General features: G+C 52.7%; 17 protein-coding genes and 1 other RNA gene. 14 read left to right on the top strand and 4 right to left on the bottom strand.

Annotation, left to right across the window (positions count from 1 at the left end):
- Positions 1–23: 23 nt before the first annotated feature.
- Positions 24–782: a Nif3-like dinuclear metal center hexameric protein gene (locus V6U78_RS07970; protein ID WP_405339190.1), complete on the top strand. Its 759-nt coding sequence runs from the start codon at positions 24–26 to the stop codon at positions 780–782.
- Positions 783–873: 91 nt separating this feature from the next.
- Here V6U78_RS07970 and V6U78_RS07965 read toward each other — a convergent pair whose 3' ends face one another.
- Complete coding sequence (locus V6U78_RS07965) at positions 874–1341, bottom strand: YhcB family protein (protein ID WP_405339188.1); 468 nt, start codon at positions 1339–1341, stop codon at positions 874–876.
- A 230-nt stretch (positions 1342–1571) separates the two neighbouring features.
- On the opposite strand from V6U78_RS07965, the gene zapE reads away from it, so the two are divergent.
- The 8 genes from zapE (at position 1572) to V6U78_RS07925 (ending at position 7795) form a co-directional block, all read left to right on the top strand.
- Positions 1572–2663, top strand: a complete 1092-nt coding sequence (gene zapE, locus V6U78_RS07960; RefSeq protein ID WP_405339186.1) for a cell division protein ZapE — start codon at positions 1572–1574, stop codon at positions 2661–2663.
- 224 nt (positions 2664–2887) lie between these two features.
- On the top strand, positions 2888–3316 hold the full coding sequence (rplM, locus tag V6U78_RS07955) for a 50S ribosomal protein L13 (RefSeq protein WP_405339184.1): 429 nt from the start codon (positions 2888–2890) through the stop codon (positions 3314–3316).
- A gap of 13 nt (positions 3317–3329) precedes the next feature.
- Positions 3330–3722, top strand: a complete 393-nt coding sequence (rpsI, locus tag V6U78_RS07950) for a 30S ribosomal protein S9 (RefSeq protein WP_405339182.1) — start codon at positions 3330–3332, stop codon at positions 3720–3722.
- A 248-nt stretch (positions 3723–3970) separates the two neighbouring features.
- On the top strand, positions 3971–4567 hold the full coding sequence (petA, locus tag V6U78_RS07945; protein ID WP_405339180.1) for a ubiquinol-cytochrome c reductase iron-sulfur subunit: 597 nt from the start codon (positions 3971–3973) through the stop codon (positions 4565–4567).
- Complete coding sequence (locus tag V6U78_RS07940) at positions 4567–5826, top strand: cytochrome b (RefSeq protein ID WP_405339178.1); 1260 nt, start codon at positions 4567–4569, stop codon at positions 5824–5826. The genes petA and V6U78_RS07940 overlap by 1 nt, the downstream gene beginning before the upstream one ends.
- Positions 5826–6590: a cytochrome c1 gene (locus V6U78_RS07935; RefSeq protein WP_405339176.1), complete on the top strand. Its 765-nt coding sequence runs from the start codon at positions 5826–5828 to the stop codon at positions 6588–6590. The genes V6U78_RS07940 and V6U78_RS07935 overlap by 1 nt, the downstream gene beginning before the upstream one ends.
- A gap of 126 nt (positions 6591–6716) precedes the next feature.
- A complete protein-coding gene (locus tag V6U78_RS07930; RefSeq protein WP_405339174.1) occupies positions 6717–7343 on the top strand; it encodes a glutathione S-transferase N-terminal domain-containing protein in 627 nt (208 codons plus the stop codon).
- Positions 7344–7360: 17 nt separating this feature from the next.
- Positions 7361–7795 carry a ClpXP protease specificity-enhancing factor gene (locus tag V6U78_RS07925; protein ID WP_405339172.1) on the top strand — a complete coding sequence of 145 codons (435 nt, stop codon included), beginning with the start codon at positions 7361–7363 and terminating at the stop codon, positions 7793–7795.
- Positions 7796–7911: 116 nt separating this feature from the next.
- On the opposite strand, the gene V6U78_RS07920 is transcribed toward V6U78_RS07925, so the two are convergent.
- The 3 genes from V6U78_RS07920 to V6U78_RS07910 are packed head-to-tail and all read right to left on the bottom strand — an operon-like array spanning position 7912 to position 10828.
- Complete coding sequence (locus V6U78_RS07920) at positions 7912–8505, bottom strand: phosphoheptose isomerase (protein WP_405339170.1); 594 nt, start codon at positions 8503–8505, stop codon at positions 7912–7914.
- Between the two features lie 53 nt (positions 8506–8558).
- Positions 8559–8918, bottom strand: coding sequence for a YraN family protein (locus tag V6U78_RS07915; RefSeq protein WP_405339168.1), 360 nt, complete (start codon positions 8916–8918; stop codon positions 8559–8561).
- A gap of 50 nt (positions 8919–8968) precedes the next feature.
- On the bottom strand, positions 8969–10828 hold the full coding sequence (locus V6U78_RS07910; RefSeq protein ID WP_405339166.1) for a penicillin-binding protein activator: 1860 nt from the start codon (positions 10826–10828) through the stop codon (positions 8969–8971).
- Positions 10829–10901: 73 nt separating this feature from the next.
- Here V6U78_RS07910 and rsmI point away from each other — a divergent pair, with 73 nt between their 5' ends.
- The 5 genes from rsmI to V6U78_RS07885 all read left to right on the top strand — a co-directional run bounded on the left by rsmI (position 10902) and on the right by V6U78_RS07885 (position 15391).
- Positions 10902–11801: a 16S rRNA (cytidine(1402)-2'-O)-methyltransferase gene (gene rsmI / locus V6U78_RS07905; protein ID WP_405339164.1), complete on the top strand. Its 900-nt coding sequence runs from the start codon at positions 10902–10904 to the stop codon at positions 11799–11801.
- A gap of 34 nt (positions 11802–11835) precedes the next feature.
- Positions 11836–12191: RNase P RNA component class A (gene rnpB / locus V6U78_RS07900), an RNA gene on the top strand.
- 179 nt (positions 12192–12370) lie between these two features.
- Positions 12371–13345 carry a 16S rRNA (cytosine(1402)-N(4))-methyltransferase RsmH gene (rsmH, locus tag V6U78_RS07895; RefSeq protein ID WP_405339162.1) on the top strand — a complete coding sequence of 325 codons (975 nt, stop codon included), beginning with the start codon at positions 12371–12373 and terminating at the stop codon, positions 13343–13345.
- Positions 13346–13367: 22 nt separating this feature from the next.
- Positions 13368–13703 carry a cell division protein FtsL gene (ftsL, locus tag V6U78_RS07890; protein ID WP_405339160.1) on the top strand — a complete coding sequence of 112 codons (336 nt, stop codon included), beginning with the start codon at positions 13368–13370 and terminating at the stop codon, positions 13701–13703.
- The gene (locus V6U78_RS07885; RefSeq protein WP_405339158.1) at positions 13700–15391 is read left to right on the top strand and encodes a peptidoglycan D,D-transpeptidase FtsI family protein; all 1692 of its coding nucleotides are present in this window, start codon (positions 13700–13702) and stop codon (positions 15389–15391) included. The genes ftsL and V6U78_RS07885 overlap by 4 nt, the downstream gene beginning before the upstream one ends.
- Positions 15392–15398: the final 7 nt, after the last annotated feature.

Genomic DNA, 15398 nt, shown 5'->3' with positions numbered 1-15398 from the left:
AACAATGAAAATGAGATGGTGATATGTCGATCGCGTTAACGCAACTAGTACAACAGATCAATGCTTGGCTCAATGTAGAGCAGTTTCAGGATTACTGTCCGAATGGGCTGCAGGTTGAGGGTCGAGATAGGGTGCGCCGTGTGGTCACGGGGGTGACCGCTAGCCAAGCCTTGATCGATCGCGCGGTCGCAACGCAAGCGGACGCTATTTTAGTGCATCATGGTTATTTCTGGAAGGGAGAAGCAGCGCCGCTGATCGGTTATAAGGGGCGGCGCATCAAGAGCTTGATGCAGGCTGATATCAGTCTGCTGGCCTATCACCTGCCTTTAGATGAGCATCCGTTGTGGGGTAATAATCAGCAGCTGGCGATCATCATGGGCTGGGAGGTCGAAGGCAGTATGGCCGGCGAAAGCTGGCAATATGGTTTGCATGGCTGCCTGCCCACCCCCTTATCTGCGCAGCAGTTTGCGGATAGGTTGGCTCAGCGGTTAGGGCAGCCGCCTCTGCATCTGGCTGGGCATCAGCGTCCGCTGAAGCGCATTGCTTGGTGTACCGGCGCTGCACATGCTGGTCTGGTGCGTGCTGCTGAGCTGGGTGTGGATGCCTATGTGACAGGTGAGGCCAGTGAGCAAAGCCTGCATCTGGCGCGTGAGCTGGGCGTGGATTTTTTTGCAGCTGGTCATCACGCAACAGAGCGCGGTGGCGTGCAAGCCTTGGGGCAGGTATTGGCTGAACAGCTAGGATTGGAAGTTGAGTTTGTTGATCTGCCCAATCCTGTTTGAGTGGCTGATTTTCCAAAAAAAGAGCCGCAATGACGGCTCTTTTGCTGAGGTGGTTTGTTCAGCTGCCAGCCTGGCGTTATGCCATGGCTGATTAGTGACGTGGTGGCTCAAAAACCTGAGGCTTCAGGCCAAAATCTTCTGCAAGTGTGCCGCGCCCTTGCTGTGGGTCTGAGTAGTCCTTGGGTGGGGCAATGTCTTCAGGTGTCTCCTGCAGGTCTTCTAGGTGGCTTGGTTCGCTCGCCTTGCTGGCCTTGTCTTCGGTCAGGCGTTGAACAACCGATTGATCACTGCACAGGTACTCGGCGTCTTTGCGTACATGCTGCTCCATTTCCTGAAGCTGCTTTGAAAGTGCATTGAGTCCATCTGCTGTCCGTGAAAAATGGTCATTGAGCCCCTCGCGCAGCTGGTTGAGTTCGAGCTCTTTCTCGGTCAGCTTATGCTGCACGCGCAGGTTGTGGGCAGCATTGGCATGGGTGAAGTGGTAGGCCAGTGCCCCCAGGCCAGCGCCGATCAAGAAAGCGAGTAAAGTCAAAATCCAAGAGGTGTCGGCCAGAGTCACAGGCAGCTCCTTGTGTCAGAGACAGGAATAAAGGGTTGGTGCTTTGACTGACATTATAGCGGTGAGTTCAGGTCAAGGGTCAAGCCTTATGCAGTACCGCACCGCTGCACTTTGGTCTTGATCTCTTGGGGAGTGGGTTGAACTGGCGTATAATCTGCGCCCCTTGTTCTGCTTTGAGCGTTGCGGCGCTTTAAGTTTGTCCCCTAGATCGATTATCCGAGGAAAAAATCATGACGCCACTCGAGCGCTATGAAGAAGATTTAAAGCGTCCCGATTTTAAATCCGATCCAGCTCAGCGCCATGCAGTGGAACAGCTGCAGCGCCTCTATGACGATTTATTGGCGGTGCCTCCAGCCAAAAAAGGTGTGCTGGCCCGCTGGATAGGTGGGACTAAAAAAGCGCCCTCGATTCAGGGTTTGTACTTCTGGGGTGGTGTCGGGCGGGGCAAGACCTATCTGGTTGATACCTTCTTTGATGCCTTGCCCTTTGAGCAGAAGATGCGCAACCACTTTCACCGCTTTATGCAGCGCGTTCATGCCGAGCTTAAACATTTTGCAGGCCAGTCTGATCCCTTGCGCCATGTTGCGCGTAAGCTGGCAGGCGAAATACGCGTTTTGTGCCTAGATGAGTTTTTTGTTAAGGATATTACCGATGCGATGATTCTCGGTAACTTGATGGAAGCGCTCTTTGCGGAGGGCGTCGTGCTGGTGACGACTTCTAATATTGTCCCAGATGATCTCTATAAGGATGGTTTGCAGCGCGCGCGCTTCTTGCCGGCGATCGATCTGCTGAAAAAGCATACGCAGGTGGTGAATGTCGATAGTGGCGTTGATTATCGTTTGCGCACCCTCACTCAGGCACAAATCTACCACTATCCTCTGGATGAGCAGGCGGAAGCCACATTGCAGCAAAGCTATGAGGCCATGGTGCGTGTAGAAGGCGCCTTTAATCAAGCTGTTGAGATTAATGGTCGGCCGATCATCGCTAAACGTGTCCATGATCAGATTGCCTGGTTTGAGTTTGATGCTTTGTGTGATGGGCCGCGCAGTCAGTATGATTACATTGAGCTGTCGAAGATTTTTCACACGGTGTTGATTTCAAATGTGCCACAGCTGGGGCGTGAGAAGGATGATCAGACGCGGCGCTTTATCAATTTAATTGATGAGTTTTATGATCGTCAGGTCAAGGTGATAATCACCGCTGCTGTCAGTATTGATCAGATTTACACTGGCGGTAACTTGGCGTTCGAGATTGCGCGCACCCAAAGTCGTCTGCTGGAGATGCAGTCGCATGAGTATTTGGCTCGTGAGCATAAGCCCTAGATCAAACCTAGATGCTAGACCTTTGAGTGTGAATGGGTTAGAATCCGCGCTCCTGAATTCCTGATGGGGTTCAGGCGGTCGTTAGTTTGAAAGATCATCTCAGACTAACCAATAAAAATAGGTAAAGATCAGTGTGATCTGCCCGAGACAAACTGAGTTTGTCTCGCGTAAGTTACGAAGATCCTGCTTGCCTACCTTTGAGCAGATTAAAGAGTAGAGTCTCAATGAAAACTTTTTCAGCTAAGCCAGAAAGCGTCAAGCGCGACTGGTATGTGGTTGATGCCACAGACAAAACCCTCGGTCGCCTGGCGACTGAACTGGCTCGCCGCCTGCGCGGTAAGCACAAGCCAGAATATACCCCTCACGTAGATACCGGTGATTACCTGGTGATCATTAACGCTGAGAAGATCAAAGTGACTGGTAACAAAGCGAAAGACAAGCTTTACTACCGTCACTCAGGTTTCCCAGGCGGCATAAAGCAGATGTCTTTTGAGAAGCTGATTGATCATGCTCCTGAGCGTGTTATTCAAGGTGCTGTTAAAGGCATGCTGCCAAAAGGCCCACTGGGTCGTGCTATGCTGGCAAAATTAAAAGTTTATGCAGGTGCCGAGCATCCGCATGCTGCCCAGCAACCGCAATCTCTGAATATCTAACGGAAGGGTCGTCATGTCTGCAAATCAAAACTACGGCACCGGCCGTCGCAAAACTTCTACTGCTCGCGTTTTTATCAAGCCAGGCAGTGGTCAGATCTCTATTAACGGCTCAAGCCTGACTGAGTACTTTGGTCGCGAAACTTCGCGCATGATCGTGATGCAGCCTTTAGAGCTGACCGATTCTGTAGAGAAGTTTGACCTGTACATCACTGTTGCTGGTGGTGGTGCAAGTGGTCAAGCTGGGGCAATTCGCCACGGTATCACGCGCGCTCTGATGGATTATGATGAGTCGCTGCGCGGCCAATTGCGTGCAGCGGGTTATGTTACTCGTGATGCGCGTATGGTTGAACGTAAGAAGGTTGGTCTGCGTAAGGCGCGTAAGCGTCCTCAGTACTCCAAGCGTTAATTGCTGGAGGGCTGGTTTCGGCCAACTCAAAAACGCCTGGCCTCTCTATGCTGGGCGTTTTTTTTTGCCTAGACCTTGTGATGCCTAGATCAAAGAAAAATAACAGCTCTACCACTAATTCACTAGCTTCTATAAGGTTGTCTTTCTTGTGTTAGTGGGCGCTTTTTCTTAAGATTAGAGCTATTTAGAAATGGTTCGGCCTGTATGATGCAAGTCGAATGGACTGTTTGTAGATGGGGAGACCTTTGATGAGCAATGATGGCGTAAACCAGGGGCGGCGACGCTTCCTCGTTGGTGCGACATCCGTCGTTGGGGCGGTAGGCGCAGTCGGGGTGGCAGTACCTTTTGTCGCTTCCTGGCAACCTAGTGCTAAAGCGCGTGCAGCAGGTGCACCAGCCACGGCCGATGTTTCACGTTTAGAACCAGGTCAGCAGATGACGGTAGAATGGCGCGGACGTCCAGTATGGATTATTCGCCGTACACCAGAAATGCTGGAATCTTTAAGTGCGATCGAGGGAAGCCTTGCTGACCCTGAATCGAATGTCAGTTCACAACAGCCAGTTTATGCGCAGAACCGCTATCGTTCGCGTCGAGAAGAAATGCTGGTGGTGATTGGTATTTGTACTCACTTAGGTTGCTCGCCAACCTATCGCCCTGAAGTGGCACCTTCTGATTTGGGTGCGAACTGGTTGGGTGGCTTCTTCTGTCCTTGTCATGGTTCGCGTTTTGACCTTTCTGGTCGCGTGTTCCGTAACCAGCCAGCACCGACTAACTTAGAAGTCCCCCCCTATAGTTTTGCCGATGAGAATACGATTGTTGTCGGTGTCGATGAGGAGAATGCCTAATGGGTAACCCGAATCGCGTAAAAGCTGAAAAAGGTTTGATGCGGTGGATAGATGATCGCTTTCCTGCAACCCAAATGTGGCAGGATCACCTCAGCAAGTATTATGCGCCTAAAAACTTTAACTTCTGGTACTTCTTTGGCTCACTCGCACTGTTGGTGTTGGTGAATCAGATTCTGACCGGTATCTGGTTGACCATGAGCTACAACCCTTCAGCGGAAGGGGCATTTGCTTCCATGGAATACATCATGCGTGATGTTGAATATGGCTGGCTGCTACGCTATATGCACTCCACAGGTGCCTCGGCCTTCTTCGTTGTCGTCTATCTGCACATGTTGCGTGGCATGATGTATGGCTCTTACCAAAAGCCCCGTGAGTTGATCTGGATCTTTGGTATGGCGATCTATCTCGCGCTGATGGCTGAAGCCTTTATGGGTTACATGCTGCCTTGGGGTCAGATGTCCTACTGGGGTGCCCAGGTCATCATCTCTCTGTTTGGCGCTATCCCAGTGATCGGCCCAGACTTGGCGCAGTGGGTACGTGGTGACTATCTGATCTCAGGTATCACGCTGAACCGCTTCTTTGCGCTGCACGTTGTGGCCCTGCCGATCGTGATTCTTGGCCTGGTTGTGCTGCACATTCTGGCGCTGCATGAAGTCGGCTCTAACAACCCAGATGGCGTTGAAATTAAAAACAATTTGGATGAGAACGGTGTACCAAAAGATGGTATTCCTTTCCACCCTTACTACACAGTGAAAGATATCGTGGGTGTCGCGGTCTTCGCCTTTGTCTTTGCGCTGATCGTGTTCTACTTCCCAGAAATGGGTGGCTATTTCATTGAGCATCCTAACTTTGAGCCTGCTAACCCGCTGAAAACACCAGATCATATTGCCCCTGTTTGGTACTTCACACCCTTCTATGCCATTTTACGCGCGATTACCTTCTCGCTGTTTGGTTTGGATGCGAAGTTCTTGGGTGTGGTCTTTATGGGTGCAGCCATTGCGGTCTTGTTTGTGCTGCCTTGGTTGGATCGTAGCCCCGTGCGTTCGATCCGCTACAAAGGCTGGATGAGTAAAGTGGCACTGGTGCTCTTCTGCATTAGCTTTGTAGTGTTGGGTGTGCTGGGTGCACTGCCTTCCACTCCAGGTCGTACTGTTGTTGCGCAGATTGCAACGGCCGTGTACTTCCTCTACTTCATTCTGATGCCTTTCTACACCAGAATGGAAAAATGTAAACCTGTTCCAGAAAGGGTGACTGGCTAATGAAAAAGCAACTTTTTGCCTTCTTATTGATCCTGGTCCCTATGGTTGTGACGGCAGCACCCTCGGGTCGTCTTGATCCGATGAGACCGGATATTTACAACTTTGAGTCCTTGCATAATGGCGCACGTTTGTTCGTCAACTATTGCATGGGCTGCCATACTGCTGAGTTTCAGCGTTTTGCGCGTACCGCAGAAGACTTAGGTATTCCGCAAAGCGTGATCGAAGAAAACCTGATCTTAAGTCCTCAGCAGGCTTATAACGACCAGATGCGTAATGCCATGACTGAGCAAGATGCAGCCGCTTGGTTTGGTACGCCTCCGCCTGATCTGAGCCTGATGACGCGCTTGAAGGGTGCTGATTATGTTTACAGCTTCCTGCGCGGCTATCACCTCGATCCAAGCCGTCAATGGGGTGTGAATAACACCGTGTTTGCGGATGTGGGTATGCCTCACGTCTTGGTCGATCTCCAGGGTGAGTATCGTCTGGTCTGTGATCCTAATGAAGTTGAAGTGCGCACTGTTGATCCTCTGCGCGGTACTGTAGCCAACCCACGTGATTGCTTTGAGCAGGTGCGTCCTGGTTCCTTATCGCCAGCTGAGTATGATCAGGCGATCTATGACTTGACTAACTTTATGGTCTATGTTGCTGAGCCGAGTAAATATCAGGCTAATGCGCTGGCACCTAAGGTTTTGCTGTTTATTTTCGTCTTCTTCATCTTTGCTTATCTGCTGAAGAAAGAGTACTGGCGTGATATTAAACACTAAGTCTAGTCATATTCTGTTAGACTGTGCTGCATAGCAGTGAACTTGGCAAAAGCGTACAAGGTCTGTGCGCTTTTGCTTTTTCTGGTCCAGCTCAGCATGGACTGATTGACGAGTGAGGATTGATCAATGGGCGTTGTAACCAAGCGTTCTTCCATGACTTTTTTCTCAGATGGTGAGGATCATTATAGTCACCGGGTGCGAATCGTTTTGGCTGAAAAAGGAGTGACTGTCGATCTTTTAGATATCAGTCCAGATAACAAGCCCGAAGAATTGGCTGATCTGAACCCGTACAACAGCTTGCCGACTTTATTGGATCGGGATCTGGTGCTCTATGAGTCCAAAGTCATGATGGAGTATCTGGATGAGCGTTTCCCGCATCCACCTTTGTTGCCTGTTTATCCTGTCGCCCGGGCGCAGAGCCGTTTATGGCTGCATCGAATAGAGAAAGAATGGAGTCCACTTGTCGACCAGCTGATGCTGGAGCGTTCTGGCAAGAAGGCAGACAAGGCGCGTAAAGAGCTGCGCGAGAGTATTATTAGTGTTGCACCGATTTTTCTTGATCGTCCCTTTTTTATGAGCGATGAATTCAGCATTGTTGATTGCTGTGTATTGCCAATTTTGTGGCGTTTGAATTATCTAGGGATCGAGCTGCCTGAAAAGCAGGTGAAGCCCTTGGTCGATTATATGGAGCGCTCTTTTGATCGTGATGGCTTTTTGGCCAGCCTGTCAGAAGTCGAGCGTGAAATGCGTTAGTTGGTGAGGTGCTGAAGGTGAGTTTATCCAGTCGTCCCTATTTGTTGCGTGCGCTGTATGAATGGCTATTAGATAACGAGCTTACGCCTTATATTCTGGTTGCTGCTGATGTACCAGGTGTGCGTGTGCCTCAGCATCTGGTCAAGGATGGGCAGATTACTTTAAATATTGCCCCGAGTGCAGTGCGTGATTTGTTGATGGATATGGAGTGGGTGACCTTTAGTGCGCGCTTCAATGGTCAGCCAATGCAGGTTGATCTTCCGATCGATGCTGTCCTTGCTATCTTTGCGCGTGAAAATGGTGCGGGTATGGCTTTTGGTGCCGAACCCGTGCTTGCTGCGTTGAAGGGGCAGGCTCAGTCTGCACCAGAGCAGCAAGAAGCCAAGCAAGAAGTGAAAGAAGAATCGAAGGCATCGAGTGCTAAAGTGAGTCACCTCACGGTGATTAAATGACGCCATAAAGCAGCCCTGTGGCTGTTGGTGTTCTGTATAGCACAATAAAAAAGCCAGACGAATGGATCGTCTGGCTTTTTTATTGGCTGGGGTGCAGGATCAGCGGTGTTTGGTGTTTAATCCATTCCGCCAAAGAGCGTTTCATCAATCAGATCACAGAGGCAGTGAATGACCAGAAGATGCACTTCTTGGATACGCGCTGTGACGGTGGAGGGAACGCGGATTTCACAATCCTCTGGGCTGAGCAGCGCCGCCATATTGCCACCATCCTTGCCTGTCAAAGCAATAACGCGCATTTCTTTTTCGTGTGCGGCTTGAATGGCTTGAATCACGTTGGCTGAATTGCCGCTGGTTGAGATAGCCAATAGCACATCACCAGGTTGCCCTAGTGCACGGATCTGCTTTGAGAAGATCTCGTTATAGCTATAGTCATTGGCAATCGAAGTCAGGGTTGAGGTATCTGTGGTCAGTGCCATGGCTGGCAGGCTGGGGCGTTCGCGCTCAAATCGGTTGAGCAGTTCTGAGGAAAAGTGCTGCGCATCGCCAGCTGAGCCACCATTGCCGCAGGAGAGGATCTTGCCGTCATTGAGCAGGGATTCAACCATCATACTGCCCGCATGGGCAATGGATTCAGGAAGAGCTTGGCTGGCCAGTACTTTGGTGTCGATGCTTGCATTAAAGTGTTGTTGGATGCGTTCAACAGTATCCATAGTTAACCTGTGTCTGTGATCGTGGACCCCAATGCTGAGGTGTGGTCGGTGTCTTAAAAGGCATCTTGTACCCATGTCAAGGCCGTTGCCTGCTCAAGATTACCATTGATTGAGATGACATCAAAGCGGCAGGGCGGTAGGCGGGTGTAGCGCCGCAAATAGACCTCTGCTGTGGCGCGGCAACGGCGTATTTTTTGTGGTGTGATACTGCCCAGTCCGCCACCGAAGTGGGTGCTAACACGATAGCGGACCTCAACAAAAACGAGCGTCTCCTGCTGCTGCATAATCAGATCGATCTCGCCGAAGCGACTGCGGAAGTTGCGGGTTAGGTAGTGGAGTCCTTGTTGCACTAGGTAAGCGAGCGCTGCATCTTCGGCGCTTTGGCCTTGGCGTAGGTGGGTCGGTGTTGGCATTCCTTTGCCTCCATCTTTCAATGTTAGGTTTTGCAATATTGGATTTTGGCTCAGTCTTCGGTGAGCTGTTCCACCAGGGGTTGATGCTCTAGGCTACGAGGATCCAGCGGTCGTGCGCGACCCTGATGAAACTCACCCCAGCTGAGCTCGCGGACCAAGCGTTGATTCTGTTGGCTCAGGCGACCTGTGGCACCATTGAGTCGGCTGTCAGGCAGAGCTTGCAATACCTGCAGGCGTTGTGCGAGCAGATAGGCGTCGACCCCCATGGCATAAAAGCGACCATAGCGTTCCATCTTGTGTGGCCAGGCCTCTGCCAGACTGGTTTGCAGCGGCGTTGGTGGCTCCAGATACCAAGGGATATCATTGAAGATGATGCCATTCATGTCTTGGTCGCGTTGATGGCGGTAGGGGCCGGCATAGACAGAAGAGGTCGCCATCACAGGGAGATGGCCAGCCAGTAAAAAGTCCAGTGCAGGTTTGACTTGGCGCGCGGTAGTGGGATTGGCGTGCAGGAACAGGAAATCGGCATCTTCACGCGGTCTGGGAACAAAGTGAGGTCTTTGTCCAAGTAAGCGAATCAGGCGCTGATGGCGCTGTTGGCTGAGATTGACTTCCAGCAGTTGGCGTAGCGAGGCATCCAAGTTTTGGCGATTGTTGAGACGCTGCTGTTGGGCGATCTGGCCGCCGAGCGCTTCCCAGTGCTCAATAAAGCTATCGGCCACGCGGCTGCCCCAGGCATCTTCAGGTGTGACGACCAGAGCACGGCGGAAACCGGCCTCCCAAGCGCGCTGGGCGACCTGATGGGCTTCATTCTCGGCGGAGAGGCCAAATTGGAAGAGCTGTGGGTTGCGAGCCTGGCTCAGGTTGCCATAGTTCAGTGCTAGGGTTGGCAGAGGTAGGCTGCGGCGGCTTTCTAGCAGATCAACGCTGGCTTTTTCGAGCGGGCCAATCACCAGATCAGCGCCATCGGCGATGGCCTGCTGGTAAAGGGCGTCGAGGGTTCTTCCTTGCTGCGTATCATAGAAAGTCAGGCTGGGGGCGCTGCGGCCTTGCTGAAGATGCTCAAGTTGTTGCGCGATTAAGGCCTCGCGCAGTACCTGAGCTGCTTCGGCCAAGGGGCCGCTTTCTGGTAAGAACACAGCCAGATGGCGAGGCTGAGCTTCAATCAGGCTTTTGAGCTGTCTAAGCTCCTCAGGAAAGTAGGTCTGCGCGGGATGTTGCGGCCAGCGTGCCTGCCAAGCGATCAGCAATGGCTCAAACTCTTCAAAGGTATCCAAGGCGCGACGTTTGATGACGGCCAGTTCAAACCAAGCGGCTAGGTCTGCCAAAAGGCCTTGGCGTTGCTGCGCCAGAAACAGCTGCTGTTGCAGGGTCTCGCCGGGGAGTTGATCTATATCTTGCCACAGCTCCTGATAGGCTTGACGTCGCTGTGCCTCTTGCGTTGCGACCTGTGCTTGGAAAAGGCGTTGTTCAATGGCTTGGGGGATCAGTCCGCTGAGACGCAGGGCGGATGCACGCCAGCCGCGATAGGCGTACTCCTGTGCGAGGGTCAGTCTTTCTAGCTGCTCTCGTGCGGTTGTTAGGCGCTCGAGTGTGAGCTGACCTTCGCCGAGCGTCAGGCCAACCTGCGCGACTTGCTCCATATAGAGCCAGATGAATTCTTCGGGCAGGCGCTGGACCTGGATGCTGGAGAGTAGGGTGAGGCTTGCTGTATAGGCAGATTGCTGTGCTAAGATGCTGGCCTGCTCAAGACGACGAATGTGCGTTTCGACTTCTGGATCGGGATGTGTTTCACGTCCAGTGAATTCGCTCGCCAATCTAGGGCTGGTGGTTCCGCAGCCAATGAGAAGCAATGCGCACAGGGTGATCAGGAGTCCTCCTCTGAGGAGTTTGAATCGAGCTTCAGACATCACGCACAGCATCCTTATCAGTATCAGTTAATCGCATTGAGGCTGGCCCTCGGTGCTTATCTTGGAAAAACGAATGAATGATTTGACCGCTGAATCGCAGCAGGTTGCGTATCAGCATAACAAAATTCCAGCTTGTCTGTATGTGGTTGCGACTCCGATAGGCAATTTAGGCGATTTCAGTGAGCGTGCCAAGCTGATCCTCGAAAAGGTCGATTGGATTGCCGCCGAAGATACGCGCCATACGCAAAAGCTGTTGAGTGCTTTTGGGTTGCGGCGGCCGCTGATGGCACTGCATCAGCATAATGAAGATCAGCGTAGCCAGCAGCTCATCGCTTTATTGCAAGAGGGCAAGAGCCTTGCGCTGGTATCCGATGCGGGTACGCCCTTGATCAGTGATCCTGGTTTTCCTCTGGTGCGTGCTGTCCGTGCGGCCGGTTTTGATGTGGTGCCGATTCCTGGGGCTTGTGCCTTGATTGCCGCCTTGTCGGCCTCTGGCTTGCCAACGGATGAGTTTTATTTTGCCGGCTTTTTACCGGCTAAGGCCTTGGCGCGTGAGCAGCGTCTTCAGGGCTTGGTACGCATGAGTGCGACCCTGGCTTTTTATGAATCACCACATCGCTTGCTGCCCAGTTTGCAAGCGCTGGCTACAACACTTGGTGGTGAGCGTCAGATGTGTTTGGCGCGTGAACTGACCAAGCGTTATGAAACCTTTCTTTCTGGTTCGATTGAGCAGGTATTAGCACAGGTTGAAGCCGATCCGCAGCAGCAAAAAGGAGAGTTTGTCCTGCTGATTGAAGGGGCAAAACAGCAGGATCAGGATCAGGCCTGGGATGAGGCGTGTCGCTGGATGTTGGCCTTACAGCAGGAGATGGCACCCTCTCAGGCGGCTGCTCTGGTCGCGCGAATGACAGGTGTGAAGAAAAAGCCCTTGTATCAATGGTTTTTGCAGCAGGGCGATGAGAAGAAAGCTTGAGCTTATCGACCTTTATCTATATCCTTTCGCAGCGGAAGTCAGCTGGACAGTCGCCGCTACTTTTGAGTAGGGGAGGAAAGTCCGGGCTCCATAGGGCGAGGTGCCAGGTAATGCCTGGGGGGCGCAAGCCTACGGAAAGTGCCGCAGAAAGCAAACCGCCGATGGCCAGCTGAGGCTGGTACAGGTAAGGGTGAAAGGGTGCGGTAAGAGCGCACCGCGCCTCTGGTAACAGAGGTGGCAGGGTAAACCCCACCTGGAGCAAGACCAAATAGGAACCCTTATGGCGCGGCCCGCGTTGGGTTCGGGTAGGTTGCTTGAGCCCTGGAGCGATCCAGGGCCTAGATGAATGACTGTTCTCGACAGAACCCGGCTTATAGGCTGGCTTCCGCTTTTTCTCCACTGAATCATTCCTGCAGGAGAGAGGGTTTTCTCGCTGTGATTGGCGTTGCCTCTTGATGAGAGTCTCTTGCTTAGAGTCTCTTGATCAGAGACTGTCCTAGCTAGGCTCATCTGGTCCTGTTGGTGTGATCGTGAATTCAGAGCCTCTTCAATCTCAGGATAACGCGTTCATGACATCTTCCTGCTCGCTGTCGGCCCCTGCGCCAGATCAGCACATCACCGTTCTCCTGTATGAGGCTGTAACCGCCTGCCTGACTGACCCTGCTGGTTTTTATGTGGATGGCACCTTTGGGCGGGGTGGCCACAGTCGTTTATTGCTCAGCCAGTTGGCTCCTGAAGGTCGTTTGCTCGGCATTGATAAAGACCCGCGCGCGCTGGCAACGGCGCAGCAGCTTGTCGAGCAAGATGCGCGTTTTTCCTGTCAACAGGGCTCTTTTGCCCAGCTTCCCGATTACTTAGCGGCACGTGGCTGGTCTGCTGGTGTGCAAGGTATTTTGCTGGATTTGGGTGTCTCTTCTCCCCAGATCGATGATCCTGAGCGTGGCTTTAGTTTTATGCAGGATGGCCCGTTGGATATGCGCATGGATACCACGCAAGGCGAAAGTGCGGCAGATTGGTTGGCGCAGGCGAGCGAAGCAGAAATCGCCGATGTGCTCTTTCATTATGGCGAAGAGCGTCATGCACGACGCATGGCACGGGCGCTGTTAAAAGCGCGTGCCGAAGCTCCGATTACGCGCACCTTGCAGCTGGCTGAAATCATCAAAGCGGCGAACCCAAGCTGGGAGAAGCACAAGCATCCGGCCACGCGCGCTTTTCAGGGCATCAGAATTCATATTAATCGTGAACTGGATGATCTTAAATTGTTGCTTGAGCAGGCCCTGGCCTGTTTAGCACCAGGGGGTCGTCTGGCCGTGATCAGCTTCCACTCATTAGAAGATCGGATCGTCAAGCGCTTTATGCGTGATGCGGCTCGGGGTGATGCGCATTTGCCTGCCCATGTGCCTTTTCGGCATACTGAGCTGCGTCCTGAATTGCGCCTGATCGGTAAGGCGATCAAGCCCTCGGCGGAAGAAGTGGCGCATAATCCACGGGCACGCAGCGCTGTGCTGCGCGTGGCAGAAAAGCTGCCACCTCTTTCTGATTAGTTGTTTGTTGGGGGTTTACAGGATGTCTTTCCCTAGGTGGTCGCAGCTGAAGCAGCGTTTTGATCAGTCTTATCAGTCCTTGCACCTTGGGCATGGATTGGTGCTGCTGCTGTTGCTGCTACTCTTGGCTTCTGCACAGGCGGTGATTCACTGGACGCACGCCTCTCGTGGCTTGCAAGTGCGCTTGCAAATACTCCATACCGAACGCGATGCCTTGCAGGTCGAATGGGGGCGTTTGCTGCTGGAAGAAAGCACGCTGGTGTCACCGGCGCGTCTTGAACAGCAGGCTGATCAGCAGCTGGGTCTGCGTTTTCCTGAGCGTAAAGACGTCCGCATTAAAAGGGTCTCTGTACCATGAGCCAGCCAGACCCTCATGTCGCCAGCCCTGCTTGGCGCTGGTATCTGATCTGGCTGGGCTTTCTGGCTTTAGGGCTGTTGATTACAGGTCGCTTGACGCATCTGCATCTATTTGAATATGAATTTTTGCGTCAGCAAAGTGATGTCCGTACGCTGCGCACGCAAGCCATACCGGCGAGTCGAGGCATGATTACGGATCGCCATGGCGAACCGCTTGCGATCAGTTCACCTGTCGCCACCCTCTGGGCCAATCCGCGCCATCTTCCACAAGATCAACAGGACTTACAGCGTTTGGCCTTGGCCTTAGGCGAAGATCCGGCGGCCTTTATAGAACGCATTCAGCGCTTGGTACGGCGCGAGTTTATCTATTTGCGCCGTCAAGTGACGCCTGATTTTGCTGAGCAGGTGCTCGCGCTGGATCTGCCTGGCGTGTATGTCATGGATGAGTATCGGCGCTACTATCCCACAGGCGAGGTCGCCGCGCATCTGGTGGGCTTTACCAATGTCGATGATCAAGGGCAGGAGGGGTTGGAGCTGGCTTGGAACCATCGCCTCACCGCGACACCTGGTCGTCAACGTGTCCTGCAGGATTTACGTGGGCGCACTATTCGCCACCTTGAAACCCTGCAAGAGCCTGCGCCAGGTCAGGACCTGGTTCTCAGTCTTGATCTACGCTTGCAATACATTGCCTACCGCGAACTCAAGGCGGCCGTTGAACAGCATCAGGCTGTATCGGGGAGCATGATTGTACTTGATGCCCAGACGGGAGAAGTGCTGGTGATGGTGAATCAGCCAGCGTTTAACCCCAATAATCGTGCTCATCTGGATATTGGTCGTCTGCGTAATCGCGCTCTCGTTGATTTGATTGAACCTGGCTCGGTGATCAAACCGCTGAGTTTGGCTGTGGCCTTGCAATCGGGTCAGTTCACTGCAGAAGATGAAATCGATGCTTCTCCGGGTGTTCTGCGTCTTGCAGGACAGACCATCCGTGATTTTCGTAACTATGGCATGATGACGCCAGAACAAATCCTGACGCGCTCTAGCAACGTGGCGATCGCGCGGATGATCTTGCAACTGCCGGATGAGATGCTGGTGCAGTTTTATGACGCGATGGGCTTTGGTCGTGCCACAGGAACAGGGTTTCCCGGTGAGGCCTCTGGTGTTTTGCCTGCTAGCTTTGGTATCAGTCGTATTTCGCGCGCGACCCTGTCTTATGGTTATGGTTTGTCGGCAACACTGGGTCAGCTGGCGCAGGCTTATATGATTCTTGCTGATGAAGGTCGATTGCATCCCTTGTCCCTGTTACGGGTTGAGGAAGTGCGCACGGAACAGGTGATCGATCCAGAAGTCGCCCGCAGTATTTTAACCATGATGGAGTCGGTGACCTTGCCAGGTGGCACGGGAACCCGGGCAGCGATTCCTGGCTATCGGGTAGCAGGCAAAACCGGCACCGTGCATAAGCTAGGCGTTGCTGGCTATGGATCAGGTGATTATATTGCCACCTTTGCCGGTATTGCGCCCTTGACTAACCCGCGCCTTGTGGCGGTGATTATGATTGATAGTCCGCAGGGGCAGGAATATTTTGGCGGTGAGGTGGCGGCCCCTGTGTTTAGTCGTGTTATCGGTCAGGCGCTGCGTTTGCTGGATATACCGCCTGATGATCCTGATTACTTTGAGCCTTCACCCTAAGGGTTTT

The organism is Marinospirillum alkalitolerans (assembly GCF_045055655.1).
Taxonomy (GTDB): Bacteria; Pseudomonadota; Gammaproteobacteria; order Pseudomonadales; family Halomonadaceae; genus Marinospirillum; species Marinospirillum alkalitolerans.
This window is presented reverse-complemented; position numbering and strand designations above follow the sequence as displayed.